The 25,417-nt window shown below is 59.4% G+C and carries 22 protein-coding genes and 1 riboswitch; of the genes, 12 read left to right on the plus strand and 10 right to left on the minus strand.

The annotated features are described in order from the left end of the window. Positions 1 to 17: 17 nt before the first annotated feature. A complete protein-coding gene (locus GNF76_RS14140; protein WP_155583764.1) occupies positions 18 to 392 on the plus strand; it encodes a nuclear transport factor 2 family protein in 375 nt (124 codons plus the stop codon). 65 nt (positions 393 to 457) lie between these two features. Here the strand turns inward: GNF76_RS14140 and rhlE2 are convergent, their stop codons facing one another. The 4 genes from rhlE2 to ahcY form a co-directional block, all read right to left on the minus strand. Continuing rightward, on the minus strand, positions 458 to 2,341 hold the full coding sequence (gene rhlE2, locus GNF76_RS14145; protein WP_155583765.1) for an RNA helicase RhlE2: 1,884 nt from the start codon (positions 2,339 to 2,341) through the stop codon (positions 458 to 460). A gap of 222 nt (positions 2,342 to 2,563) precedes the next feature. After that, positions 2,564 to 3,367: a substrate-binding periplasmic protein gene (locus GNF76_RS14150; protein WP_155583766.1), complete on the minus strand. Its 804-nt coding sequence runs from the start codon at positions 3,365 to 3,367 to the stop codon at positions 2,564 to 2,566. Between the two features lie 130 nt (positions 3,368 to 3,497). Further along, positions 3,498 to 4,343, minus strand: coding sequence for a methylenetetrahydrofolate reductase [NAD(P)H] (gene metF / locus GNF76_RS14155; RefSeq protein WP_155583767.1), 846 nt, complete (start codon positions 4,341 to 4,343; stop codon positions 3,498 to 3,500). A 176-nt stretch (positions 4,344 to 4,519) separates the two neighbouring features. Further along, positions 4,520 to 5,929, minus strand: a complete 1,410-nt coding sequence (gene ahcY / locus GNF76_RS14160) for an adenosylhomocysteinase (protein ID WP_155583768.1) — start codon at positions 5,927 to 5,929, stop codon at positions 4,520 to 4,522. A gap of 21 nt (positions 5,930 to 5,950) precedes the next feature. Further along, positions 5,951 to 6,057: riboswitch (S-adenosyl-L-homocysteine riboswitch) on the minus strand. Between the two features lie 198 nt (positions 6,058 to 6,255). Here ahcY and GNF76_RS14165 point away from each other — a divergent pair. The 8 genes from GNF76_RS14165 (at position 6,256) to GNF76_RS14200 (ending at position 15,023) form a co-directional block, all read left to right on the plus strand. Next, entirely contained in the window at positions 6,256 to 6,660 is a 405-nt protein-coding gene (locus GNF76_RS14165) for an acyl-CoA thioesterase (RefSeq protein WP_010167614.1), read from the plus strand. Between the two features lie 97 nt (positions 6,661 to 6,757). Then, a complete protein-coding gene (locus GNF76_RS14170) occupies positions 6,758 to 8,773 on the plus strand; it encodes a patatin-like phospholipase family protein (RefSeq protein WP_155583769.1) in 2,016 nt (671 codons plus the stop codon). Between the two features lie 93 nt (positions 8,774 to 8,866). Beyond that, positions 8,867 to 10,729, plus strand: a complete 1,863-nt coding sequence (locus GNF76_RS14175; protein WP_155583770.1) for a DUF3857 domain-containing transglutaminase family protein — start codon at positions 8,867 to 8,869, stop codon at positions 10,727 to 10,729. Positions 10,730 to 10,918: 189 nt separating this feature from the next. Next, the gene (locus tag GNF76_RS14180; protein WP_178123330.1) at positions 10,919 to 11,329 is read left to right on the plus strand and encodes a GtrA family protein; all 411 of its coding nucleotides are present in this window, start codon (positions 10,919 to 10,921) and stop codon (positions 11,327 to 11,329) included. Then, positions 11,310 to 12,296: a glycosyltransferase family 2 protein gene (locus GNF76_RS14185; RefSeq protein ID WP_246211908.1), complete on the plus strand. Its 987-nt coding sequence runs from the start codon at positions 11,310 to 11,312 to the stop codon at positions 12,294 to 12,296. The genes GNF76_RS14180 and GNF76_RS14185 overlap by 20 nt, the downstream gene beginning before the upstream one ends. Further along, positions 12,296 to 13,711 carry an ArnT family glycosyltransferase gene (locus GNF76_RS14190; protein ID WP_155583772.1) on the plus strand — a complete coding sequence of 472 codons (1,416 nt, stop codon included), beginning with the start codon at positions 12,296 to 12,298 and terminating at the stop codon, positions 13,709 to 13,711. The genes GNF76_RS14185 and GNF76_RS14190 overlap by 1 nt, the downstream gene beginning before the upstream one ends. Before the next feature lie 60 nt (positions 13,712 to 13,771). Continuing rightward, positions 13,772 to 14,605 (plus strand): EamA family transporter, encoded by an 834-nt coding sequence (locus GNF76_RS14195; protein ID WP_178123331.1) that lies wholly within the window; start codon positions 13,772 to 13,774, stop codon positions 14,603 to 14,605. Positions 14,606 to 14,636: 31 nt separating this feature from the next. Next, positions 14,637 to 15,023, plus strand: a complete 387-nt coding sequence (locus GNF76_RS14200) for an MAPEG family protein (protein ID WP_155583773.1) — start codon at positions 14,637 to 14,639, stop codon at positions 15,021 to 15,023. Between the two features lie 117 nt (positions 15,024 to 15,140). Here the strand turns inward: GNF76_RS14200 and mltA are convergent, their stop codons facing one another. After that, positions 15,141 to 16,313 carry a murein transglycosylase A gene (mltA, locus tag GNF76_RS14205; RefSeq protein ID WP_155583774.1) on the minus strand — a complete coding sequence of 391 codons (1,173 nt, stop codon included), beginning with the start codon at positions 16,311 to 16,313 and terminating at the stop codon, positions 15,141 to 15,143. A gap of 131 nt (positions 16,314 to 16,444) precedes the next feature. Here mltA and GNF76_RS14210 point away from each other — a divergent pair, with 131 nt between their 5' ends. Further along, complete coding sequence (locus tag GNF76_RS14210; RefSeq protein WP_155583775.1) at positions 16,445 to 16,894, plus strand: c-type cytochrome; 450 nt, start codon at positions 16,445 to 16,447, stop codon at positions 16,892 to 16,894. 6 nt (positions 16,895 to 16,900) lie between these two features. Here the strand turns inward: GNF76_RS14210 and GNF76_RS14215 are convergent, their stop codons facing one another. The 5 genes from GNF76_RS14215 to GNF76_RS14235 form a co-directional block, all read right to left on the minus strand. Then, positions 16,901 to 17,299 carry a DUF1090 domain-containing protein gene (locus GNF76_RS14215; protein ID WP_155583776.1) on the minus strand — a complete coding sequence of 133 codons (399 nt, stop codon included), beginning with the start codon at positions 17,297 to 17,299 and terminating at the stop codon, positions 16,901 to 16,903. A 71-nt stretch (positions 17,300 to 17,370) separates the two neighbouring features. Then, entirely contained in the window at positions 17,371 to 19,044 is a 1,674-nt protein-coding gene (gene ligB, locus GNF76_RS14220) for an NAD-dependent DNA ligase LigB (protein ID WP_178123332.1), read from the minus strand. 110 nt (positions 19,045 to 19,154) lie between these two features. Beyond that, entirely contained in the window at positions 19,155 to 19,505 is a 351-nt protein-coding gene (locus GNF76_RS14225) for a hypothetical protein (protein ID WP_155583777.1), read from the minus strand. Between the two features lie 226 nt (positions 19,506 to 19,731). After that, positions 19,732 to 20,922, minus strand: coding sequence for a methionine adenosyltransferase (metK, locus tag GNF76_RS14230; protein WP_155583778.1), 1,191 nt, complete (start codon positions 20,920 to 20,922; stop codon positions 19,732 to 19,734). Between the two features lie 19 nt (positions 20,923 to 20,941). Next, on the minus strand, positions 20,942 to 21,937 hold the full coding sequence (locus GNF76_RS14235) for an ArsR/SmtB family transcription factor (RefSeq protein ID WP_155583779.1): 996 nt from the start codon (positions 21,935 to 21,937) through the stop codon (positions 20,942 to 20,944). A gap of 260 nt (positions 21,938 to 22,197) precedes the next feature. Here GNF76_RS14235 and tkt point away from each other — a divergent pair, with 260 nt between their 5' ends. Beyond that, positions 22,198 to 24,195, plus strand: coding sequence for a transketolase (gene tkt, locus GNF76_RS14240; protein ID WP_155583780.1), 1,998 nt, complete (start codon positions 22,198 to 22,200; stop codon positions 24,193 to 24,195). 138 nt (positions 24,196 to 24,333) lie between these two features. Beyond that, complete coding sequence (gene epd / locus GNF76_RS14245; protein ID WP_155583781.1) at positions 24,334 to 25,395, plus strand: erythrose-4-phosphate dehydrogenase; 1,062 nt, start codon at positions 24,334 to 24,336, stop codon at positions 25,393 to 25,395. Positions 25,396 to 25,417 lie beyond the last annotated feature (22 nt).

Raw genomic sequence — 25,417 nt, forward strand, 5'->3', positions numbered from 1 at the left:
ACATCAGGGAGACAAGTATGGTTATTCATGAAATTCAGAGCATGTTGAAAGAGTATTTTGATGTGTTGCAAACCCAGGATTTAAATAAATTCGATCAGGTTTTTCATCCTGGCTCGGTGCTGTATTCCGCGCAGGATGGGCAAGTGACCGTACGCCCCTTCGCCGAGTATCGTGCCATGGTTCAGGGCCGAAAGTCGCCCCAGGAAGGTGATTTTGCTCGATTGGACGAGGTGTTGATGATTGATGTGATGTCTGCGGAAATGGCCATGGTCAAAGTTCGCCTGCGCCTGTTCGATAACATCATGGTGGATTACTTGAACTTGATGAAAGTTGACGGCCGTTGGACTGTTTTTGCCAAGCTCTTTCATAAGGTGGGTGTGGCTGTCGATTAACAAGAAAAGAGCCAGATGTAAAAACGCCCCGAACGTGTCGGGGCGTTTTTTTTTGCTCTAAAAACTCAGCGGTTGCGGGTCAGCAGCGCTGGTTTTTCACCGCGAGGACGGCCTGGCAATTGATCCAACTGCTCAGGTGTCAGGGTCCGATCGCTTTTCGACTCTTTGTGAATGATCTTCGGCGCAGGGCCGCCGCGCGGGTTTTGCACGGCGGGCTCTGACAAACGTGGTTGATCATCACGGGCCGGGCGACGGTTGCGCGACTCTTCGCGACGGGCTTGACCGTCACGAGGTGCACCGTTGCGTGGGCCGCTGCGCTTGGCCGGTGGAGTGCCGGTAGTGGCGCCGTTGCTGCTGCGCGGACCGTTCTGGCGCCCTTGTGGCTGGCCGGTGCCGGTGCGTGGAGCACCTGCACCTGCACCCGGTGCCGGGGCACCTGGACGACGGCCACGGCCCTGGGCCGGTTTGGCCTGGGGCACGTAGTCAACGCGGTTACCGAAGTTGTCCACATCGTCGTCGAGGAACTCGTCCGGTGCACGGTCAGCGGCAGCGCGTGGAGGCTGGCTCGGCTGGCGCTGTTCGCGGGCCGGGGTGCCTTCACGTGGCTTTTGCTCACGGGCCGGGCGTTCGCCACGGGCAGCGGCAGGTTTGTCCTTGCCACCCTTGTCCTTGCCTTTGTCTTTACGACCGCCACCACCACCGCCGCCGTTCGGGCCATCGCCCTTCGGACCGCGTGGGTTGTTGCGTGGGTTACGCACGTCCGGACGCTCGCGCACTTCCGGCTTCTCGGCTTCCACGGCGCTGGAATCGAAGCCCATCAGGTCGCCGTCGGCGATTTTCTGCTTGGTCATGCGTTCGATGCTTTTGAGCAGCTTCTCTTCGTCCGGTGCGACCAGGGAAATGGCCTCGCCCGAACGACCGGCACGGCCAGTACGGCCGATACGGTGTACGTAGTCTTCGTCGACGTTTGGCAGTTCGAAGTTGACCACGTGCGGCAGTTGGTCGATATCCAGGCCGCGAGCGGCGATATCGGTGGCAACCAGGATGCGTACGCTACCGGCCTTGAAGTCGGCCAGGGCTTTGGTCCGCGCGTTCTGGCTCTTGTTGCCGTGGATGGCGACGGCGGTGAGGCCGTGCTTGTCCAGGTACTCGGCCAGGCGGTTGGCGCCATGCTTGGTGCGGGTGAAGACCAGGACCTGTTCCCAGGCGCCAGCGGTAATCAGGTGCGCCAGCAGCGAACGTTTGTGGCTGGCCGGCAGACGGAATACGCGCTGCTCGATGCGCTCGACCGTGGTGTTCGGCGGCGTGACTTCAATGCGCTCGGGGTTGTGCAACAACTTGCCCGCCAAAGCGGTGATGTCGTTGGAGAACGTCGCCGAGAACAGCAGGTTCTGGCGCTTGGCCGGCAGGCGCGCGAGCACTTTCTTCACGTCATGGACAAAGCCCATGTCGAGCATGCGGTCGGCTTCGTCCAGCACGAGGATTTCCACGTGGGACAGGTCGACGCTGCCTTGGCCGCACAGGTCGAGCAAGCGGCCAGGGCAGGCCACCAGTACGTCGACACCACGGGACATGGCCTGAACCTGTGGGTTCATGCCGACGCCGCCGAAGATGCAGGCGCTGACGAACTTCAAGTCGCGGGCATACAGCTTGAAGCTGTCATGTACCTGGGCGGCGAGTTCGCGGGTAGGGGTCAGGACCAGTACGCGCGGTTGGCGCGGGCCGTGACGCTGGGATTTGTCCGGGTGACCGTTGGGGAACAACCGCTCCAGGATCGGAAGGGCGAAGCCGCCGGTTTTACCAGTACCTGTCTGTGCCGCAACCATCAGGTCGCGACCTTGCAACACGGCGGGGATAGCCCGCTGTTGCACCGGAGTAGGCTCGGTATAGCCCGCTGCCTCGATGGCGCGGACTAAAGCCTCGGAGAGACCGAGGGAAGCAAAGGACATGAGTAATCCTGTTTTAGTTAGGGCTTGGCCCAGAGGGATAGTCTTGCCTGGCGCGAATGGCGTTTAGATGAACGCAATCCCGTCCGGTCCTGCTGGGGCTGGCAGGCACCTCGATGGCTCGCGCGGGGCTGGAAAGCTGCGCAGTAGCGGGTTCGGGTGTCTTTTGCAGACCCAAGCGTCCGGGCGTAAGCCTGGCGGAAAGGCCGGAGTATAACAGAGCAATCACTGCGCGCTGCTTTCCTGCTGCTCAACGGTTTGCACAGGCCCGGGCAATGCGGCTGTTTCACTGTTTGCACTGGCATATTTAGCGCTCAAGGCCGCGTAGGCGGGCTCTTGCTTGAAGCGTTTGAGTTCGGCGCCAAAGCGTTGTACCAGCAGGTCCATGCCCGCACCCCGGCGTACGGCGAGGAATTGCTGCTGGCGGCTGACCACCGTCGGGGCCTGGCTGACCTTGTGTTCCAGCCCAAGCTGCTTGACCAGATGCTGACCCACCCGTCGATCAGTAATCAGCAAATCGATGCGCCCGCGCAGTAATTTGCCGAAGTTGGCCTCATGGCTGGGGGCCGGCTCGTGGTTGAACAGGGTGGAATCGCTGAATTGCGGGCTATAGAGGTAGCCCGGCGAGGTGCCGATGGTCAGGCCGCGCAGGTCATCAAGTGTCTGGAACGTGTGTGGGCGCTCGTTGGCGTAGAACAGCACGAATTCGACTTGGGACAGCGGCTCGCTGGGGTAGAGCAGCATGGCGTCCCGTTCATGGCTATGGAAAATATCCAGCGCACCGTCGGCCTGGCCCTGGTCGAGCATGGCCAGGCAACGTTTCCAGGGCAGGAACTGCCATTGCACATCGATACCCAGGCGCTGAAAGACGATCACAGTGGTTTCGTAATCCAGCCCGCGCATGGTGCCGTTTTCTTCGTATACGTAAGGTGCCCAGGGCTCGGTGACAATGCGCAGTTTCTCGCCTTGGGCGGTCAGGCTCAGGCAAGCAAAAAGAACGGCTGTCAACAGCTGGAGAATGACGGGCATGCCCTGAGGTTACGACTGTCTCAGGCTAAAGAGAAGCTCTGGAACGGGGATCTTCGAGCATCAATACTGAACTTTTATTGCGCCGCCAGCCCTTGGGTGAATAAGGGCCGGTGGGGCAGGGAGGCAAGTATCAGCGGGGCAGCTTGAGGTTGTTCCACACCGCCAGGCTCGGTTCGGCCTGGTTCAGGGTGTAGAAGTGCAACCCTGGGGCGCCGCCTTGCAGCAGACGCTCGCACATTTGGGTGATGACCTGTTCGCCGAACGCCTGGATGCTCTTGACGTCATCGCCGTAGGCTTCCAGTTGTTTGCGAACCCAGCGTGGGATTTCCGCGCCACAGGCATCAGAGAAGCGCGCCAGCTTGCTGTAGTTGGTGATAGGCATGATGCCCGGCACGATCGGAATGTTCACACCCATGGCCCGTACACGCTCGACGAAGTAGAAGTAGCTGTCGGCGTTGAAGAAGTACTGGGTGATCGCACTGTTGGCGCCGGCGTTGGCCTTGCGCACGAAGTTCTGCAGATCGTCTTCGAAGTTGCGCGCCTGGGGGTGCATCTCCGGGTAAGCGGCCACTTCGATATGGAAGTGATCACCGGTCTCTTCACGAATGAAACTCACCAGATCATTGGCGTAGCGCAGCTCACCGCTGGCCATGCCCATGCCGGACGGCAGGTCGCCGCGCAGAGCGACGATGCGCTGGATGCCAGCACTTTTGTACTGGGTCAGCAGGCTGCGCAGGTCAGCCTTACTGTCGCCCACGCAGGACAAATGCGGAGCGGCCGGGACTTTGACTTCGCTTTCCAGCTGCAGCACGGTGTTGATCGTGCGGTCACGGGTCGAGCCACCGGCACCGTAGGTGCAGGAGAAGAAATCGGGGTTGTAGCTGGCCAACTGACGGGCAGTGGCGAGCAGTTTTTCATGCCCAGCATCGGTCTTGGTCGGGAAGAACTCGAAGCTGTAGCGACGGTCTTGGGACATGGTCATACCCTGGGGAACTCGAAAGCCTGAAAGGCATACACAATCGATGTGGGCACCGGGCTTGTGTGGGAGCCGGGCTTGCCCGCGATGCAGGCACCTCGGTGTTACAGCGATACCGAGGTGATGCTATCGCAGGCAAGCCAGCTCCCACATGAAGCCGGCGCCTGCAAGGTCGATCAGTAGCGGTAAGCGTGCGGCTTGAACGGACCTTCGACGGTCACGCCGATGTAGTCGGCCTGGGTCTTGGTCAGTTGAGTCACGACGCCGCCGAAGCCGCGGACCATTTCCAGGGCCACTTCTTCGTCGAGTTTCTTCGGCAGTACTTCAACGGTCAGGCGCTCGGCCTTCTGGGCTGGCGACAGGTCGGCGTACTTCTGGCCGAACAGGAAGATCTGTGCCAGTACCTGGTTGGCGAACGAACCGTCCATGATACGGCTCGGGTGACCCGTGGCGTTGCCCAGGTTCACCAGACGGCCTTCGGCCAGCAGGATCAGATAGTCGTCGTTCTGCGGGTCGAAATCACCGGCGCCGGTGCGGTGAACCTTGTGCACCTGTGGCTTCACTTCTTCCCATGCCCAGTTCTTGCGCATGAAAGCGGTGTCGATCTCGTTGTCGAAGTGACCGATGTTGCACACCACGGCGCGCTTTTTCAGGGCCTTGAGCATGTTGGCATCGCAGACGTTGACGTTACCGGTGGTGGTCACGATCAGGTCGATCTTGCCCAGCAAAGCCTTGTCGATGCTGGCAGCTGTGCCGTCGTTCTGGCCGTTGATGAACGGCGAAACCACTTCGAAACCGTCCATGCAGGCTTGCATGGCGCAGATCGGGTCGACTTCGGAGACTTTAACGATCATGCCTTCCTGACGCAGGGACTGGGACGAACCCTTGCCCACGTCACCGTAACCGATGACCAGCGCTTGCTTGCCGGACAGCAGGTGGTCGGTACCGCGCTTGATCGCGTCGTTCAGGCTATGACGGCAGCCGTACTTGTTGTCGTTCTTGCTCTTGGTCACCGAGTCGTTGACGTTGATGGCCGGGATTTTCAGCTCGCCCTTGGCCAGCATGTCCAGTAGGCGGTGTACGCCGGTGGTGGTTTCTTCGGTCACGCCGTGGACGCGGTCCAGAATCTGCGGGTATTTCTTGTGCAGCAGCTCGGTCAGGTCGCCGCCGTCGTCGAGGATCATGTTGGCATCCCATGGTGCGCCATTTTTCAGGATGGTTTGCTCCAGGCACCACTCGTACTCTTCTTCGGTCTCGCCTTTCCAGGCGAAAACGGCGATGCCGGCAGCGGCGATAGCGGCAGCGGCCTGGTCTTGAGTCGAGAAAATGTTGCAGGACGACCAACGTACTTCGGCACCCAGGGCAACCAGGGTTTCGATCAGCACGGCAGTCTGAATGGTCATGTGGATGCAGCCGAGAATCTTCGCACCCTTGAGCGGTTGCTCGCCGGCGTACTTGCGGCGCAGACCCATCAGGGCTGGCATTTCGGATTCAGCGATGAAGGTTTCGCGACGGCCCCAGGCAGCGAGGGACATGTCGGCGACTTTGTAGTCGTTAAAATCTGCAGGCGTGATTACAGCGCTCATGAAGAGCCTCCATTCGTAGTGTGCGAATGGGCGCCGTTGTGCGTTTAGTATCAGGCCAGGACAACCAGGCCCGACAACGCCCCATCCGAGCCTGACAGGTTGAACCTGCTGCAGCGCCCCTCGGACAGGTGGCGGGAGAACGGTATCAACTGAAGATGACCGTCTTGAAGCGGTGGGGATTATAGCTGTGTGTGCCAGACTTCCCAAGCCTTTCTGTCGGCGGCATGAAGATCGTTCATGGGGTTGATAGGCAATGGCTCATAGAGCTTGGGGCCGGCCTCTGCCATGATGTTGCCCATCATTCGGCAAGACGCTTTGGAGTGACCATGAACTTCCACACCCGCAAATGGGTAAAACCCGAAGACCTCAACCCCAACGGCACCCTGTTCGGTGGCAGCCTGCTGCGCTGGATCGACGAAGAGGCCGCGATTTACGCCATCGTTCAACTGGGTAACCAGCGGGTGGTGACCAAATACATCTCCGAAATCAACTTCGTCAGCGCCTCGCGCCAGGGCGATATCATCGAACTGGGCATCACTGCCACTGAGTTCGGTCGTACCTCGATTACCTTGACTTGCGAAGTGCGCAACAAGATCACCCGCAAAAGTATCCTGACCGTTGAAAAAATGGTCTTCGTCAACCTGGGTGAAGATGGCCTTCCGGCACCGCATGGCCGAACCGAGATCAAGTACGTGAAGGATCAGTTCCAGGAAGACGGCATCAGCGAATAAGTCAGTGCCGGAATGATTGTTAACCAAATCATTCCGGGTGGATCTTTTCCGGGCTCTCTCGTCACTCAGGACTACACCCTGTAGAGAGAGTCCACGGATGAAGCTGCTCAACCCTGCACCACTTATTCCTCTTGCACCCCCCCAAAGAGCACAGGGCGATGTCAATGACGTCGTTGGTCGCGGCCTGGCAACGGCACTGGGTATTGGTTTGGCGCCGATTGTCCAAGGTATCGGGCACTCTGCGGCCCTACCGCTGGTGGAGGGGGCCGGCGAACGCAAGCTGACCCTTAGCCGCTATAGCAACGGGGTTGTGGACGTGGCGTTATCACCGCCACCGGTTACCCAATTGGTTCTCAGTGGCGGCGGGGCCAAAGGTGTTGCGTACTCGGGCGTGGTCCAGGCGCTTGAAGATAGACACGCGTTAAAGGAAGTTCGGGTCATTTCCGGCTCTTCCGCTGGTGGTATCTCTGCCGCAGTGCTTGCCAGCGGTATGAACGCCAAGGCGTTTGACGACCTCTTGGACAACCTTGAGCTGCCTGATCTTTTGAACAGCAAAAATGCTGTGCTTGAGTGGCTTCAGAACGCCAGTTCGACACTGGGCAAGGTCGTCGGGCATTTGCCTGGCCAGGTAGGCAGTTTGTCGCAACTGCTGCTCACCCTGCTGCCGCGACTCCAATCCAAAGCAGCCCCTCTTGAGCAATTGGTGCGTAATGAGTCGCGCAAGGCGGTGCTTGCCCAGATTGCCGACATGCCCAGAGAGACCCGGCCGGCCGAGGTCATGGCCATTGCCGACAAACTCAGCGCAGGTGGAGCGACGACCTTTGGCGATCTGGACGTGTTGAGTCGGCACATCCCAGCGATCAAGCAGCTCAACATCACCGGTACCGCGATGTTCGACGGCAGGCCGCAGTTAGTGGTTTTCAATGCCAGCCTGACCCCGGACATGGACATCGCCCGCGCGGCGCATATTTCAGGCTCGCTGCCAGTCGTGTTCAAGGCGCCGAAGGAGCAGGGCCATGGGTTTCAGGAAGGCGGCGAGCAAACGGCTTTCCAGGATGGCGGGTTAATGCTTAACACGCCGGTGCCTGGTTTTTATCAGCGTCAGTTTCCCGACAGCGCGCTGAGCGGAACCGAACAATTGATCTTGAAGTTTGATGAGGACCAGCCAGCAGCGGTGCGCGGTAATATTGGCGGGGCCTTGGCGGATGGGTTTCTGGGCGTCTCGAATACTGCCCATAATGAGTTGATGTCGTCGAAGCTCAAGGCACTCAAGGATCAGACTGTCATCATTCCGTTGAAGACGAAGATAGGGGACTTCAGTGGCATGCTCACCGGTACGATTAACTTCACTATGCCGAGCGAGGTTAAAAACTATCTGCAAGAGCTCTCCCGCGTAAAGGTCGATAACCACCTGGAGCGTCGCGCCGAGGTGCGTGAGCACCATCAGTTCGACTCCATGGACAGTGCGGTGCTGGCAATGGATGAGCAAATGCTGGCCAGTGTGAGAGGGGGGCTGGAGAAGGAGGGCAGTGCAGCTAATGTACTGCGTTTCCGAATGGAGGCGCAGCAAGGGCTGGAGGCGCTCGATAAAGCCATCGCCTCGGCCAATACGGGTGACAGGTTGGAGATGACGCCTCAGTTGGCCAGCGCGTTGCGCAACCTGGATGCAATGGCCAGTCGCCCCGACTATGTCGAGTGGCTGGGGACTCGGCTCAATGAGGCGGGCAAGCCTGCTTTTCAGCAGTTGCTGCAAACATCGCCTCAACAACCGTCAAAAGTCTTGCTCAGTGGCATTGCTGAAATGAAAAGGCGCGACGTCGCGGTGATAGCTGAAAACTTCACGCGCGAGGTGATCTATCCGTCGCTGTTTCGTGTGGGTCAGCCAGACGCCAACGTCGCCTTGTTGCGGCGAGTGGAGCAAGACATGACAAAGGCAACTACGTCGGCGGCGTTCAACCAGGTGCTCGATAACATTATTGAGAACTACGCGGCGCGTAATAAACCCTGGGTGACGGCATTGAGCGCCACGACAATCGAAATGGCCAAGGCCTGGCGCCTGCCGGATAAGCCCGTGGACTTGAGACATTCGCAGCCGCTCAATACGGACCATTGAGTCGATTCGTCATAAATGGGTGGCAAAGTCGCGGCTAACCAAGGCAAACGCTGAAGGTTGCGGGCGTTTTTCACTCATTTAAGAAGGATCTTTATGTTGTCCTCCCCTGTTTTTCCGGCGCGCAGGTTGTGGGCGCTGGTGCTGATGGTTGGTGTGTTCGGTTGCGCGCAGGCCAAGGATGGTGCTGCTGACCACTCCGTTACCGTCGAGAAAAATATTCAGTCTTTTGTGATCAACGCTGACGGCAGTTATGTGCAGGACGTCGAGTCAGTGCTGCACATCAACGAGGAGCGCGCCATCCAGTCCCGGGCGCAGCAGTCGGTGAGTTACAACCGCTCCCTGGATACTTTGGATATTGTTGAGGCCTTCACTCAAAAGCCTGATGGACGCAAGGTGCCGGTGAGCACGGATCAGATCAGGGAACAGCAGGAGCGGGCGTCGGCGGACGCTCCGATGTTCCAGGACTCACGGGTCAAGGTGGTGATCTTCCCCGAGGTGGCGGTGGGCGATCGGCTGAACCTGCGTTACCAGCGTGTGCGCAAGACGGCGTTGTTTCCCGGAGAGTTTATCAACGCTTCCACGCCCAGCATCAACCCGATGGAGCAGTTCAGCCTGACCTACGACTTGCCGGTCGATAAACCGCTGTACGCTGATACCAGGGGCTTCACGGCTTCGGCGCCTGCGGCGGCGCCCGGTCGTAAGGTGTATCGCTGGGATTATGTGCCTGCCGAGAAATCCCGCCCTGAGCGAGGCGCGGTGTCTTACATGGATTACGGTCAGTTCCTGGCGGTCTCGACCTTTGAAAACTACCAGGCGTTGGCCAAGGCCTATCAAGCCCGCGCTATCGTCGAAGTGACCCCGGCCATCAGCGAGTTGGCCAAGGCGCTGACCATCGACCTGCCAACCCCCCGAGCCAAAGCCATGGCGCTGAGTAACTGGGTGCGTAAAAACATTCGTTATGTGGCCGTTTATCTCGACGCGGGCGGTGTCGTTCCCCACGCGGCCCAGTCCGTGCTGGACAACCGCTATGGCGACTGCAAGGACCATGTGGCCCTGCTCGAAGCGCTGCTTAAAGCGGTCGCCATTGAAAGCTCCCCGGCCTTGATCAGTTACGGCAGCGCCTACACCTTGCCAAAGGTCGCGGCCCTCACTCCGATCAACCATGTGATTACCTATGTACCGAGCCTGGACCTGTACATGGACTCAACGTCTACCCAGACGGCCGCTGGATACTTGCCGATTCTCGACCTGGACAAGCCGGTGTTGTTGACGCGTACCGGTGAGCTGGCGCGCACGCCGGCCACCCAACCTGGCAAGGCGTTCAGCGACGTGGTGTTCAAGGTTCATGACAGTGGCGCAGCGGATTTTACCTTGGCCAGCCGCTTCGAAGGTTGGCGCACGGAGGTCAGTCGCTATAGGGTCAGGACGATGACGCGAGCTGATCGCGATGTGATCATCCAGAGGATCTTGCACAGCTACGGTCAGGCGGGCAGCGGCAAGCTGGAAACCGACGCCCTGGATGGCGATGCCCCGAGTTTCAACGTCACACTGGCCGGTCGCACCGACAACCTGGTCAACTTGCCCGGGCCTATTGGCGTTCCGACGTTGAGCAGCCTTGGCGAGGGGATTGCCCAGAACGTGTTCGCGCTGGCTTCGGAAAAAGAACGGGCACAGAACTTCACCTGCATTTCCGGTGAGACCCACGAAAAAGCCCGTTTCGAGTTTCCCAAGACGATCAATATTCTGGCTGTGCCCAAGGCAGTTTCCCTGGAAGGTGGCGACTTTGACTACAGGGCCAGTTATGCCCAGGAAGGCAACACGGTGGTGATTTCGCGCGTTGTGAAGTTCGCCCATCCCGACGCTGTCTGCGGCCCTGAAACGTTCAAGGCGATGAAGCCGGTGATCGAGGCCATGATCAATGACCTGAAAAGCCAGATCATTGTGCAGACCCTGTAACGGGGAGTTATTTATCGGTTAATGGCACCCAATAAGAGGTGTCATTAACAGATGGCTGGCAGCGTTATTACACTTTCGTAATGCTCGGTTTATTGAACATATTTTTCACACACTTTAATTATTAGGTCGATAGAATCGCTGCCAATGCCGATCAGTTGCATTCGCCCGATAACTACTGTGCCGATATTTATGACGCAACTACCTCTCGATGATCGTTCGTCGCGCCTGTTTTATTATTTAGTGGTCGGAGTGTTGGCTACCGGCGCTCACTATATAACGCTCTTGTTATTATCCTTTGTTTTACCGGTACTAGTGTCCACTCTTATCGGCGCTTTATTGGGAACGCTGGTGAGCTATCAAGGCAACAAGCGGTGGACGTTTGTGACAAGCACGGACCCGCCTGATGCTCATCAATGGCTGCGCTTCAGTATCACCGCCCTGGCCTACAACCTCGGCAATCTGTCCCTGATGGCACTGCTGCTGGGCTTTTTGCCGCTGCACCCCTGGCTGATGCAAATGATCACCACTGCGGCCCTGACGCTGATCACCTTTCGAATCAACCAGCATTGGACTTTCCGTCATGAACCTATCAAGACTTGAGCGGGCCCCCCGCCTGCTGCTCAGCGTGATTGTCTGTTGTTATAACGAAGCCAAGGTGTTGCCGGTATTTCATAGGCGGTTGATAGCGGTGCTGAAAACATTAAGTATTCGTTATGAATTATTGTATGTAAATGACGGTAGTCGTGATGACAGTCTGGCCTTGCTGAGTCGCTTTTGTCAGACGCCTGGTGTTCGTTGTCTGAATTTAAGTCGTAACTTTGGTAAAGAAGCCGCCATGGTTGCCGGGATCGATCATGCGCGGGGGGATGCGGTTTTATTTATTGATGCTGACTTGCAAGATCCGCCCGAATTGATTCCGTTAATGGTCCACCATTGGCTCAGCGGTCGCGACATCGTCAATATGCAACGGCGCAGTCGCGTGTCGGACACGTCCGGTAAACGTATCAGCGCCTATCTGTATTACAAACTTATGGGTTTTCTGGCTGACAAGTTCGAAGTCCCGCCAGACGTCAGCGATTTTCGTTTGATCGGCCCGGCTCCTTTGGCCGCCTTGCGCGCCATGCCGGAACGGACACGGTTTATGAAGGGCCTGATCAGTTGGCTGGGGTTCAACACCCTCGAGGTGCCCTATGACCGTGAGCCCCGAAACGCCGGTCAGACCAAATGGGGTCCCTTGGCGCTGGTTGATCTAGGGATTGAGGGGGTGCTGGCTTTGTCTCGCAAACCTCTGCGCTGGTTCAGCCTGCTCAGTCTGCTGATTTTCATCAGTACCCTGGCTTTCATCATCCAGCAGTTCAGCGTTGAAACCCTAAGCACTCACCATTTTATCTTGGGCGTTGCGGCGTTTATCGCCTTGGGCACGGCGATGATTGGTGAATACCTGGGCGCGACGTTGAGTGAGGTCAGGCAACGGCCCATCTATTTGCTCAACAGCCAGTTTGGCGAAATGCCCCGACAGTCCGGAAAACCCGGCACAACTCCCTCCCGCGAACAAGAAACCACCTGATGATCATGACTCGCCGCACACTCTGGATCGTGTTGCTCGCCATTCTCGGTATTCGCCTGGCCAGCATGGGCCTTTACCCGTTAATGGATACGTCGGAAGCCCGCTATGGTGAAATGGCCCGCAAGATGCTCACCCTGGACGATTGGGTAACGCCGTTGTTCGACGTTGGCGTACCTTTCTGGGGCAAGCCGCCATTGTCTTTCTGGACCCAGGCACTGAGCATGAAACTGCTGGGTATCAATGAGTTCGCCATTCGATTTCCGGCGTGGCTGTTTCATGTCGCCAGTTGCCTGATCATCATCCGTTTTGCCCGTGAAGAGGCGGATGAACGCACTGGATTGCTGGCGGCGATTATTTTCTCCAGCTCCACACTCGGCCTGCTGTCAGCGGGCGTGGTCTTGACCGATCCGGCGTTGAGTTTTTCAGTGGCGCTCGCCAGTTACGGTTTCTGGCGCGGTGCGGCACGCTACGATCGACGCTGGGCTCTGGCCGGGTTTGCCGGCCTGGGGCTGGGCCTTTTGTCCAAAGGGCCGCTGGTGGGCGTGTTGGTGGGTGGGGCGGCGCTGATTTGGGTGCTCTACCACAAACAGTGGCGAGCCCTGCTGCGACTGCCCTGGGTCACAGGCATTTTTCTGATGCTGTTGATTGCCGTGCCCTGGTATGTGATCGCTGAACTGCGCACACCGGGTTTTCTCGACTACTTCCTGATTGGCGAGCACTGGAAGCGCTATGTGGTCAGCGATTGGGCCGGTGACTTGTACGGCAGCGCGCATGCCCGACCGGCGGGTGCAATCTGGCTGGATCTGCTGATGGCATTGTTCCCCTGGACGCTATTGTTGCCCGCGCTGTACTTCGGCTACCGCAGGTTGCTCCAGTCGTGGCCCTATTACAGCTATGTTGCCTTGTGGGCCTTGGTGACGCCGGCGTTCTTTACCCTTTCCGGCAATATTCTGTGGACCTACGTCTTGCCCGCCCTGCCTGCGTGGAGCTTGTTGTTGGCCGGTGCACTCAATCGCCCTGTCGCGGTCGGCCAGGCGAGAGCTGCCGTGGGCCTTGTGTTCGCCCTGCTCCTGCCGGTTGTGTTGTGGGTGGCTGCGTTGGATGGCCGCGTCTTTGAGCGTCCAAACAATCAACGCGCGCTAGCCCAGGCCTGGCAGCAACTGCAAAAAAATGAGCCGGGGGCCCTTTATTATTGGGGGCGCAGGTCCTATTCGGGGGAGTTCTACACCGCAGGCCAGGCCCGACAACTGAAGGACTTCACCCGACTTCCCGGTGACACAGTGTTCTATGTTTCCCGCCGGGAGCGTGATCTGGAGTACGGCATTGAGCCCTTGCAAGCGTTCAACTGTGAAGAGCGCCTGCGCGCCAGCGAGAGCGTGCTGTTTCGGTGCGGGCCGATCAAACCATCTCTCTGATACCCTTTCCCTTGTGATATATAGCGAATCAATTTCGTTTGTTCTCACAAGGAGTGCCGTGTGGTTGCGACAGCTCTGGTACTGGTTGCGGCGCTGTTGCATGCGACGTGGAACACCCTGATCAAATTCAGTGGCGAGCGGCTATTGGTGATCGCCTGCATGGACAGTGTTGCGCTGCTGTTTGTGTTGCTGGCGGTTGGGTTCGTGTCGTTGCCGCCGCTGGAAATCTGGCCGTGGATTGTCGCCTCGGCACTGTTTGAATTGTTGTACCGCTATCTGCTGATTCAGGCCTATCGGGTCGGCGACCTGGGGTTGGTGTACCCGCTGATGCGCGGATTGTCGCCGCTGGTGGTGCTGGTACTGACCCTGGTGTTTGCCGGGGAAGTGCTGAGCCCCCAGCAGATTTTCGGCATCCTGCTGATCCCGTTCGGCATGCTCTGCCTGTTGTGGCAGGGCGGTGGCGGGGATCGGTTGCCCTGGTCGATGTTGCCAGTCGTGGCGCTGATCGGTTTGTGCATCGGTTGCTATACCTTTCTCGACGGCCAGGCTTTGCGGCGATGGTCGCACCCTCTGGATTATCTGGTGTGGCTAACGCTGATCAGTGCCTGGCCGTTTCCGTTGCTGGCGGTGGTGCGCAAGCGGGCGGCGTTCAGCCTGTTCTGGCGCACACAGTGGCGGCTGGGGCTGAGTGTCGGGTTGTGTGTGTTGTTGAGCTACGCTCTGGTGCTCTGGGCCATGCAGTTGGGCTCGATTGCCGAAGCCGCTGCATTGCGGGAAGTCAGCGTGATCCTGGTGGTGTTGTTCGGCATGCGATACCTGAAAGAACCTTTCGGCCGGCCACGGCTCATAGCCTGTGGGTTGGTGCTGATTGGCATGTTCGTGATGAAACTCTAACCGTCGGATAAAACTAAAAAAGGAATGGGTTATGACAGTCGCTTTCTGGTGTGTGTTGATCGCAATTCTTCTGCCGTACCTGTGCATCGGTGTGGCCAAGTTCAGTGGTGGCAAGTTCGGGCTTCGGGATAACCACGATCCCCGGGCGTTCCTGGCCACCCTTGAGGGGTTCGCCAAACGGGCCCACAGTGCGCAGCTCAACAGCTTTGAAGTGACACCGGCCTTCGCGGCGGCGGTGATCATTGCCCATGTGGCCGGCAACGCGTCGCTGGTGACCATCAACGTGCTAGCGGTGTTGTTTATCACCAGTCGGTTGCTCTACGTCATTTGCTACCTGGCGGACTGGGCGGTACTGCGTTCACTGGTGTGGTTTGTGGGGATCGCGTTGATTGCGAGTTTCTTTTTTGTGTCGGTGTAAGTAGCCGATTCCTGTGTAGCCGCTGCCGAGGCACGAGGCTGTGATGGGCTGCGCAGCGGCCCCAGCGGCGGCCCTGCGGCCCGCATCGCAGCCTTGTGCCTCGACAGCGGCTACAGGTTAGGTGCCTATAGGCGCATCTGGTACTTTCGGCAGCGCTGCACCTTTAGGCCACAGCATCCAGATCTGTCCCTGTTGCTTCATATTGCCAGCCAGCTCACCCGCTGCATCGCCGGTCCCCCAGAACAGGTCGGCCCGCACTTCGCCAGTAATCGCGCCCCCCGTATCCTGAGCTGCCACGGGACGAGCGATCGGTGCTCCATCAGGTCGAGTTGTCGACAGCCACAACAGACTGCCCAGCGGAATCACCTTGCGGTCCACGGCCACGCTGTAGCCAGCGGTCAACGGTACGTTCAGCGAACCACGCGGGCCTTCGTTGCTGTCAGGGCGGGCACTGAAGAACACATAGCTGGGGTTGCTGGCCAGCAGCTCGGGAATCCGCTGGGGATGAGCCTTGGCCCAAGCGCTGATGGCGCCCATGGTTACGTCTTCTTTCTTCAGTTCGCCCTGCTCCACCAGCCAGCGGCCGATGGGTCGGTACGGGAAGCCGTTTTGGTCGCCATACCCGATGCGCAATTGACGACCGTCCGCCAATTGAATACGGCCTGAACCCTGGATTTGCAGGAACTGCAGGTCCATCGGGTCGGTCAGCCAGGCGATGGGCTGGGCAGTGGAGCCTTGCTGATTGATGGTGCCGGCATCGTCATAGGGCTTGAGCACGCGGCCTTCAAGACGCCCACGCAGACGCTTGCCCTTGAGTTCCGGGTAGATGCTCTCCAGGTTGACGATGATCAGGTCATCCGGCACGCCGAACACTGGCACATGAGCGGTGGTCGTTTCGGTAAGGCTGCCCGGATAAACCGGCTCGTAGTAGCCGGTGATCAGGCCGTTGGGGCTGTTGTCCGCCGAGCGTAAACCGTAGACATCCAAATGTTCCTTGAGGAAACCACGAATGTCTGTGGCCGTCGCGGGTACATTGGCCGATGCCGCGCAGGTTGCACCCCACACCGGGTCGCTCTTGAGGCGCTGGCAGGCGCTGCGCCAGGATTCGAAACCGGCTTGCAGATCGCTGTCCGAGACAGCCGGCAACGCTTCCCAGGTTGCGCTGACATACGTCGCGATAGCGTGCGGCTTGTCTTTCTCGTGCTTGCCCGTGTCGCAACCGGCCAGCAGTGCAATCATCGGTAGAGCCCACGCCAGGCGGCGGCTCCAGGGTTTTAACGTGACATTCATGCAAACCATTCCTGAGGCGATTGCCTGAACCGGGCCGGGTTCAAACAAACCGTATTATTAATAGGGCTATTGGTCTTTACGGGCGGGGCGAGGATACTGGCCGCCGTTTCTTCCCGTGACTCGAAGCCACCATGACTCTTAAAAGACTGACCGTTGTATTGCTGGCCTGCCTGACACTGTCCGCCTGCGGTGGTGTTGATCCGAACTCGCCGTTGGGCCAGCGCAAGGCCATTTTCAAGCAGATGCTCAAGACCGGCGAAGACCTGGGCGGGATGCTGCGTGGGCGCATCCCGTTCGACGGTGCGAAGTTCGCCGAGGGTGCAGTCAAGCTTGACGCCTTGTCCCATGAGCCTTGGAAGCATTTCCCTAGTGCGCGCGAAGAAGACCACACCAGCGCCAAAGACGATGTCTGGCAGAAACAGGCCCGTTTCCAGGAAATGGCTCGAACCCTTGAGGCCGCTACCGGTGAACTGGCGATTGTCAGCCAGGTTCAGCCGTACAAGGCCAGTAACCTGGGGCCTGCGGTGCAGAAAGTCGAAGACGCCTGCACGGCCTGCCATAAACAGTTTCGGGATCATTGACCGGTTTTACTTGTCCAGTTCGTCCAGGGCTTCCTGCAGCTCTTTGCGTGACTGGGCGAGCTTGTCTTTACGTTTGTTGATCTTATCGGAATCACCTTTTTTCATCGCCTTGTCGAGGTCGGCCTGACGACGGCTGACTTCGTGCTTGGCGTCGAGCACCTTGTTTTCCCGCTCCTTCTTCAGGGAGGCGTCGGTGCAATGGGCGGTGACTTCGCTCAGGGCTTTTTCCAGGCCTGTTTGCTGCTCGCTGTTGCCGTGGGCCTTGGCTTGTTCGATCTGGGTGCTGATGGCCTGGCGTTTGGCTGCGCAGCCAGTGAGTTGCGGGGTTTCTTCGGCCGCCGCCAACAATGGCGTGGTCATAAAGCTTGCGACGGTCAACAGGGCAAAAGGTGCAAGAAATTTCATAGAAGCTCCAAGGTCGCAATCAGGTGGGCAGGATGAATTCTGCCGGCACCGGTTAATGCCGCTGGGACGGATTAGAAACCGTCTATCCCGGCAGCCTGTAGTGTTTCACGCATGGCCTGGACGTGCGGGTCGCGAAAAAAAGCGTTCAGTTGCGCCGCACGGCCTGGGCCGATTCCCGCTTCGGCCTGCCAGGCCTGGGCGTCTTTGGCCGCCAGGCTTTGCCAGCCGCCTTGCAAGTTGTTGCGCGCCGTGGGCGGCACCCCCAAGGCCTTCAACCATTGTGCGAACGGTCGCTGCCGGGCGCTGCGCAAGCTGTCGAGCAGGCGTGCACTGCTGCGTTCGCCGAAGCCGTCAATGTTAGCAAGCTCTGCCTCGTCGAGGGTCAACCAATCGAGCAGGTTGCTGATTAGACCCGCCTGAATCAGGGTATTCCATGTTTCTCGGCCGATATGAGGCAGGGCTAGCCCCTGGCTGCCACTCAGCCAGGTCAGTCGGGCGAGCAGTTGTTCTTCGCAGCCCGGGATCAACTGCCAGCAACTCAGGTGGTGGTAGTCCTTGGCCAAGGGGGCCTGAACGTGAACCCGTGGCTGGCTGCGCAGGATCACTTGGTCAAGCCGCGGGATGACCTGGCCGGCGAGGCTGATGGAAACCTGGTCGCCGGGGCGGATATCCAGCTCTTGCCAGCGTTTCAGGGAGCCGGCGCTGACACGCCTGATCTGGCGGTCATCCAGCAGGACGGGCTCCAGTTCCAGAATCGGTGTGATGCGCCCGGTTCGGCCAATCTTGAAATGCACCTTGCGTACCAGGGCCAAAGCTTTGATCACCGGATATTTCCAGGCCACTGCCCAGTAAGGCGTGCTGACCTGCCAGCGATCGGCCGGTGCACGCTGGCTCTGGTGCAACACCACGCCGTCGCTGGCGAAGGGCAGTGGATGGTTGTACCAGTAGCTGCGCCAGTGACTCGCTTCGGTGATGTTCTTGATCGGTTGGCTGTAGCGCTGGCTGTCGGTAAAACCCCATTGTGCGAGTGTCTTGAGTTGTTCGTTCAGGTCTGCCGGACCGTGGGGCCAAGCCCAGACAAACAGACCGATCCCGGCGGCATCGGTATCGCTCAGTTGTTGACGGTTCATCAGCCCGGCGATTTTGCTGCGGGCGTTGATGCTGCCCTGCACCGCTTGCACATGATCGGTCAGGCGCCAATAGAGTTCGCCCTGCAAGAGCAGGTCAATAGGCTGCGGCAGTTGCTGGACGATACCGGGGATCTTGCGGCCAGACACCGACCAGTCCTGGCCCAGGCTGCCATCTCCACGGCTGATGACTTGGGCCAGGCGGCCCTGGCGGTAAACCAGGGTCACCGCGACGCCGTCGACTTTGGGTTGAATCCACAGGTCCTGGCGGGTGGCCATCCAGGTGTCGACAGCGCGGTCATCCAGCAGTTTTTCCAGCCCGGTGTGGGGGATCGGGTGGGCCAGCGTACCCCGTGAGCTGGCCAGTGGGTTGTCTGCTGTCGGCGCCGGTTGGGCAAAGCAATTGCGCCATTGGGAAAGCTGCTGCCGGGCCTGGTCGTAGAGGTCATCGCTAATCAGCGACTGGCCGAGGCGGTGGTAACTGTCATCCCACAGGCTGATTTGCCGTTGGAGCGTGGAGATTTCTGTGCTGGCGTGATCGACTGTCCAATCGGGGCAGTCTTTGGCCCAGACCGCGAGGGGCAACAATGTGAACAGCAAGCAGGCGAGTAAGCGCATACAAGGCTTCATCATGAGCATCCTTGCTCTGAAAGGGCGCCCAGCCTAAGGCATCCGCCCGGCCACAAAAAAGCCCCGCAATCGCGGGGCCTTTTACTGGGTGTTTCTGTTTACTTGAACAGGCCGCCCAGGGCTTTCACGGCATCGTTGTTCTCGGTCTTGGCCTGCTGCTTTTGCTGCTTGGCGTCCAGTTTGGCCTGGGACTCGGCGATTTTGTTACAGCCTTTGTTCACTTGCTCCAGGGCCGCCTGATACGCCGTCACTTTCAGCGTATCGCCTTTGGCATTGGCGGCGTCGATCTTGGTTTGCAAGTCTTTGGCTTGTTGCTGGCAGTCGCCGGAGTTACCGCCGCCCAGTTGCGAGGTCAGGGCGCCACCCAGTGCACTCAGGTCGGCGGCTTGCACCGGCAGGGCGAACAGGCTGAGCAGAAGGGCGGCAGGAGCGAGCGTGGAGAAGCGCATGGAAAAACCTCAATGTTCGATTGCCTGCGCACTTGGGCATCCCGAGCCGGCGCAGTGCAATATCCAAAAGAAGGTGTGGGGCTCGGGAGGGCGCGGATTCTAGTGGGCCATCATTTGGCCCGCAAGGCTGGCGTTGAACAAATGTGAATATCGTCCCTGTAATCACCAGGCAACAAAAAGCCCCGCCGGGAGAACCCGGCAGGGATTTGGGTACCACGAGCAGCGATTACAGACCGGCAGCAGTGCGCAGGTCGTTGGCGCGGTCGGTTTTCTCCCAGGTGAACGTGGTGAAGGTGTCGTCGCCGACAGTCTTCTGTTCAGGGGTGCGACCGAAGTGGCCATAGGCCGCAGTTTCCTGGTACATCGGGTGCAGCAGGTCGAGCATGGTAGTGATCGCGTACGGACGCAGGTCGAATATTTCACGTACCAGCTTGATGATCTTGTCATCGCTGATCTTGCCGGTACCGAAGGTATTCAGCGAGATCGATGTAGGCTGCGCTACACCAATGGCGTAGGACACCTGAATCTCGCAACGTTCGGCCAGGCCGGCGGCGACGATGTTCTTGGCCACGAAACGACCGGCGTACGCGGCGGAGCGGTCAACCTTGGAGGGATCCTTGCCGGAGAACGCGCCACCGCCGTGACGGGCCATGCCGCCGTAGCTGTCGACGATGATCTTGCGACCGGTCAGGCCGCAGTCGCCCACCGGGCCACCGATGATGAAGTTACCGGTCGGGTTGATGTGAAACTGGGTGTCTTTGGTCAGCAGCTCGGCCGGCAGCACGTGCTTGACGATCAGTTCCATCACGCCTTCGCGCAAGTCGTTGTAGGACACTTCCGGATTGTGCTGGGTCGACAGCACGATGGCATCGATGCCCACCACTTTGCCGTTTTCATAGCGGCAAGTGACCTGGGACTTGGCATCCGGACGCAGCCACGGCAATTGGCCGGACTTGCGGGCTTCAGCCTGGCGCTTCACCAACTGGTGCGAGAAGGTGATCGGCGCTGGCATCAGCACATCGGTCTCGTTGCTGGCATAGCCGAACATCAGGCCCTGGTCGCCGGCGCCTTGATCTTCAGGCTTGCTGCGGTCAACGCCTTGGGCGATGTCCACCGACTGTTTGCCGATGATGTTCATCACCGCGCAGGTCGCGCCATCAAAGCCGACGGCGGAGCTGTTGTAGCCGATATCCAGGATCACCTTGCGAACGATGTCTTCCAGGTCGACCCAGGCCGAGGTGGTGACTTCGCCGGCGATGATGGCTACGCCGGTTTTCACCAGAGTCTCGCACGCCACGCGGGCGAACTTGTCTTCGGTAATGATGGCGTCCAGCACCGCGTCAGAAATCTGGTCGGCGATTTTGTCCGGATGCCCTTCAGACACGGACTCGGAGGTGAAAAGGGAGTATTCGCTCATCTCGATGTTTTCCTGATATTTACCGATGGTGAGTGTCGCCAGTCGGTCGCTGAAAATGGCGGACCTGGATCTGGAAACCATTACGTAAACCTACATAGAGGCTTTCCCCGGGAACGAGTCCCGCAGCGGTGGCCCAACGGGCCAGATCGTCCTGTTCAAAACCCAGCCAGAGATCACCGCAGGCCTCCCTGGCCCAACTCTGGTTGTGGCTACACAAATCTGTGACTAACAGGCTGCCGCCTGGTTGCAGCAAGCTGGCCATCTGCTTGAGGGCGTCGGCCGGTGCGGCGAAGTGATGCAAAACCATGTTCAGTACGACGCAATCGGCCCGCAGGCTTGCCTCATCCAGGGCATCGGCCAGTTGCAAGCTGACGTTGCCCAACGCTTCGCGCTTACACACCTGACGCGCCAGTTCCAGCATTGCCGGGCTGTTGTCCAGCGCGGTGACCTGATGAAAGCGGCGTGCCAGTTCCGGCAGGAAGCCGCCATCGCCAGGGCCGACCTCCAGCGCTGTGGCCTCATCACTGAAGCTCAGCTTGTCCAAAAGTGCCAGCACGCTTTCGCGGTATTGCGGCAAGCCGGCGATCAAGTCCTGCTGGGCGCGAAACTTCTCGGCGACCCGGGCGAAGAAGTCCTGGCTGGCCGCTGCGCGTTGCCCGTGGACCTGGCTGATCCGCGACTGCACGTCGATCGGCAGGGTCAGGTTGTCCACTTCATCGAGGAGGGCAGCGTGCAACCTACCGCCCAATTGCTCGGTGTGGGGCAGGGCGCGACGGTAAAAAATCGCATTGCCTTCGCGGCGCGTGGCCACCAGGTCGGCCTGGGCCAGCACCTTCAGGTGGTGGCTCATGCCGGACTGGCCGATGGCGAAGATCTGCGCCAGTTCCAGCACGCCGAACGAGTCGTTGGTCAGCGCACGCAATACGTTCAGCCGTAACGGATCGCCGCCAGCCTTGCATAAGGCTGCCAGCTCATCGCAGTCGTCAGGACGAAGGGAAGGCGCGCGTAAGTTCATAAGGCCAGCAGTCTAGTGGTGGGGATAAGTCCTCGCAAGGGCAATATCAAAAAGTTTTGATATTGGTCGATAATCGGTGGTTATAAGCCGGCGCTATAACCTTTGGACGAAGAGGTGAAAGGTTTCTCCAGGTGATTGCAGGCCAATCCGCAGGAAAAACACCCTCAAGTGACTATCTGTCATTGCCCCGAGGGCGGTGGCTGAGGGAAAATGCCGGTCCTTTTTTCCGTTTCTTTTATTCAACCTCCAGGAGATCAGCGATGCCCAGCCGTCGTGAGCGTGCCAACGCCATTCGTGCCCTCAGCATGGATGCCGTGCAAAAAGCCAACAGCGGCCATCCCGGTGCCCCGATGGGCATGGCGGATATCGCCGAGGTGCTTTGGCGTGACTACCTGAAACACAACCCGAGCAACCCGTCGTTCGCCGACCGTGACCGCTTCGTGCTGTCCAACGGCCACGGTTCGATGCTGATCTACTCGTTGTTGCACCTGACCGGCTACGACCTGTCGATCGACGACCTGAAGAACTTCCGCCAACTGCATAGCCGCACCCCGGGCCACCCGGAATTCGGTTACACCGCTGGCGTCGAGACCACCACCGGCCCCCTGGGCCAAGGCCTGGCCAACGCCGTGGGCTTCGCCCTGGCTGAAAAAGTCCTGGCGGCGCAGTTCAATCGTCCTGGCCACAACGTTGTCGATCACCACACCTACGTGTTCCTGGGTGATGGCTGCATGATGGAAGGCATTTCCCACGAAGTCAGTTCCCTGGCCGGTACGCTGGGCCTGGGCAAGCTGATTGCCTTCTACGATGACAACGGCATCTCCATCGACGGCGAAGTCGAAGGCTGGTTCACCGACGACACGCCAAAGCGTTTCGAAGCCTACAACTGGCAGGTGATCCGCAATGTCGACGGCCACGATCCGGAAGAGATCAAGACCGCTATCGACACCGCTCGCAAGAGCGAGCAGCCGACCCTGATCTGCTGCAAGACCACCATCGGTTTCGGCTCGCCGAACAAGCAAGGCAAGGAAGACTGCCACGGCGCCCCTCTGGGTGACGCGGAAATCGCCCTGACCCGAGAAGCGCTGAAGTGGAACCACGGCCCGTTCGAAATCCCGGCTGATATCTACGCCGAGTGGGACGCCAAGGAAGCAGGCAAGGCTGCCGAAGCCGAGTGGGACCAGCGTTTTGCGGCCTACTCCGCCGAATTCCCTGAGTTGGCCAATGAACTGGTCCGTCGTCTGGCCGGTGACCTGCCTGCCGACTTCGCTGAAAAATCCTCGGCCTACATTGCCGAAGTGGCTGCCAAAGGCGAAACCATCGCCAGCCGCAAAGCCAGCCAGAACACCCTGAACGCTTTCGGCCCGTTGCTGCCTGAGTTCCTTGGCGGTTCGGCTGACCTGGCCGGTTCCAACCTGACCCTGTGGAAAGGTTGCAAAGGTGTCTCGGCTGAAGACGCCAGCGGCAACTACATGTACTACGGCGTGCGCGAGTTCGGCATGAGCGCCATCATGAACGGCGTTGCCCTGCACGGCGGCCTGGTGCCTTACGGCGCGACCTTCCTGATGTTCATGGAATACGCCCGCAACGCAGTGCGCATGGCGTCGCTGATGAAGAAGCGTGTGATCTTCGTCTACACCCACGACTCCATCGGCCTGGGCGAAGACGGTCCGACTCACCAGCCAATCGAGCAACTGACCAGCCTGCGTACCACGCCGAACCTGGACACCTGGCGCCCATCGGACGCGGTCGAGTCAGCCGTGGCCTGGAAGCACGCCATCGAGCGTAAGGACGGCCCATCGGCGCTGATCTTCTCTCGCCAGAACCTGCAGCACCAAACCCGCGACGCCGCTCAGATCGAAGGCATCAGCCGTGGTGGCTACGTGCTCAAGGACTGCATCGGCGAGCCGGAGCTGATCCTGATCTCCACCGGTTCCGAAGTGGGCCTGGCGGTTCAGGCCTACGACAAGCTGACGGCGCAAGGCCGCAACGTGCGTGTGGTTTCCATGCCGTGCACCAGCGTCTTCGAAGCCCAGGATGCTGGCTACAAGCAAGCGGTCCTGCCGTTGCAGGTCAGCGCGCGTATCGCCATCGAAGCGGCTCACGCCGACTACTGGTACAAGTACGTGGGCCTGGAAGGTCGCGTGATTGGCATGACCACCTACGGTGAGTCGGCGCCGGCGCCAGCGTTGTTCGAAGAGTTCGGTTTCACCCTGGAAAACATCCTGGGTCAGGCTGAAGAGCTGCTGGAAGACTAAGTCAGTCTGCGTTGTTTGTACTGGCGCCATCGCGGGCAAGCCCGCTCCCACATTGGATCTCGGTCTAACTGTGGGAGCGGGCTTGCCCGCGATGGCGATAGTGCATTCAACACTGAACGAACATTAATCGAGAACCCCATGCCTCAACCGCGTCCCTACAAAGTTGCACTCAACGGCTACGGCCGGATTGGTCGTTGCGTCTTGCGTGCTCTGTTCGAGCGAGGGGCGGCTGCCGGGTTTGAAATTGTTGCGATCAACGATCTGGCTGACATGGCCAGCATCGAATACCTGACACGCTTTGACTCCACCCATGGCCGGTTCCCCGGTGAAGTGCGGGTCGAGGACGATTGTCTGCATATTAATGGCGACTGCGTGAAGGTCCTGCGCAGTGCCACCCCCGAGGGTATCGACTGGGCGGCGCTGGGCGTTGACCTGGTGCTGGAATGCTCCGGTGCTTATCACACCCGTGCCGACGGCCAGCGCTTCCTCGATGCCGGTGCACCGCGTGTATTGTTTTCCCAGCCGATGGCCAGCGAGGCGGATGTCGACGCCACCATCGTCTACGGCGTCAATCAGGACTGCCTGACCGGCGCCGAGCTGCTGGTGTCCAACGCCTCCTGCACCACCAATTGCGGCGTGCCGCTGTTGCGTCTGCTGGACCAGGCCATTGGTCTGGAATACGTGTCGATCACCACCATTCACTCGGCGATGAACGATCAGCCGGTGATTGACGCCTACCATCATGAAGACCTGCGTCGTACGCGTTCGGCGTTTCAGTCAGTGATTCCGGTGTCCACCGGGCTGGCCCGGGGTATCGAACGCTTGCTGCCGGAACTTGCCGGGCGAATCCAGGCCAAAGCCGTACGGGTGCCGACGGTGAACGTATCGTGCCTGGATATCACCATGCAGACCGTCAGCGACACCGACGCCGGCGAGGTCAATCGGATCCTGCGCGACGCCGCCACCAGCGGCCCGCTCAAAGGTCTGTTGGCCTACACCGAGTTGCCCCACGCCAGTTGTGATTTCAACCATGACCCACATTCGGCCATCGTCGATGCCAGCCAGACCCGCGTTTCCGGCCCCAGGCTGGTGAACATCCTGGCCTGGTTCGACAACGAATGGGGTTTTGCCAACCGGATGCTGGATGTTGCGCAACACTATCTGCAAACCGCTTCTCCACTCCCAAAACCTGCTCTCTAATTCAGTAACACAGGAACTGCGA

Origin of the sequence: Pseudomonas spelaei, assembly GCF_009724245.1 — a bacterium.
In the GTDB taxonomy this organism is placed as follows: Bacteria; Pseudomonadota; Gammaproteobacteria; order Pseudomonadales; family Pseudomonadaceae; genus Aquipseudomonas; species Aquipseudomonas spelaei.